The sequence below is a fragment of the Streptomyces sp. WAC04114 genome (assembly GCF_019733245.1).
GTDB lineage: Bacteria > Actinomycetota > Actinomycetes > Streptomycetales > Streptomycetaceae > Streptomyces > Streptomyces massasporeus_A.
Map to the genome: position 1 here is coordinate 1 of NZ_JAIGQA010000422.1, position 626 is coordinate 626.

Annotated in this window: 1 pseudogene; it reads left to right on the top strand. The window is 75.9% G+C overall.

The features are described 5' to 3' along the window. Positions 1–404, top strand: a pseudogene (locus K4G64_RS40925) (hypothetical protein); the annotation flags it as partial. Between the last annotated feature and the right edge of the window lie 222 nt (positions 405–626).

Sequence of the window (626 nt, forward strand, 5' to 3'; positions counted from 1 at the left end):
GACGCAAATCGGCGCTCGACCGGCACACCACTCCCGTCGCTGCGGCGCACTGCGTCGCCCGCCGCCATCCCCACCATCCCGGGGGCCTCGGTGGGCGGGGGCGACCCCACCGGCGGGAAGCCCACGACGGCATGGACGGTAGGCCACGAGCGTCCGCGCGGGGCGCCCATCGCCCGGCCCCCACAGCCAGCCGCCGGCCGGTCCGCCGACAACCCCACCGCGGCTTCGCCACGAACGTGCCGGGTGTGTTCGCGGCCGGGGACGCCGCCCGCGGGCAGTCGCTGATCGTGTGGGCGATCGCCGAGGGCCGGGCGGTGGCGGCGGCCGTCGACCGCCACCTGACCGGTGGCGCCGGCCGGCTCCCGGCCCCCATCGGCCCGTACGACCGTCCGATGACGGCGTGACGCATACAGACGACGGCGGGACGCATACAGACGGGACGCGCACAGGCGCGGCCGCATGGGTGGGACGCACACAGACATGCCGCACATGGGCGAGACACACACAGATGTTCCGTCCATGGGCGGGACGTACCCATCACGGGAACGCCCGCCCCTCGGACGGCCCGGGGTCCACGACCTGCCCAGGCCCCACAGCCTGTGACCCGGGCCCCAGGGCCCATGGCC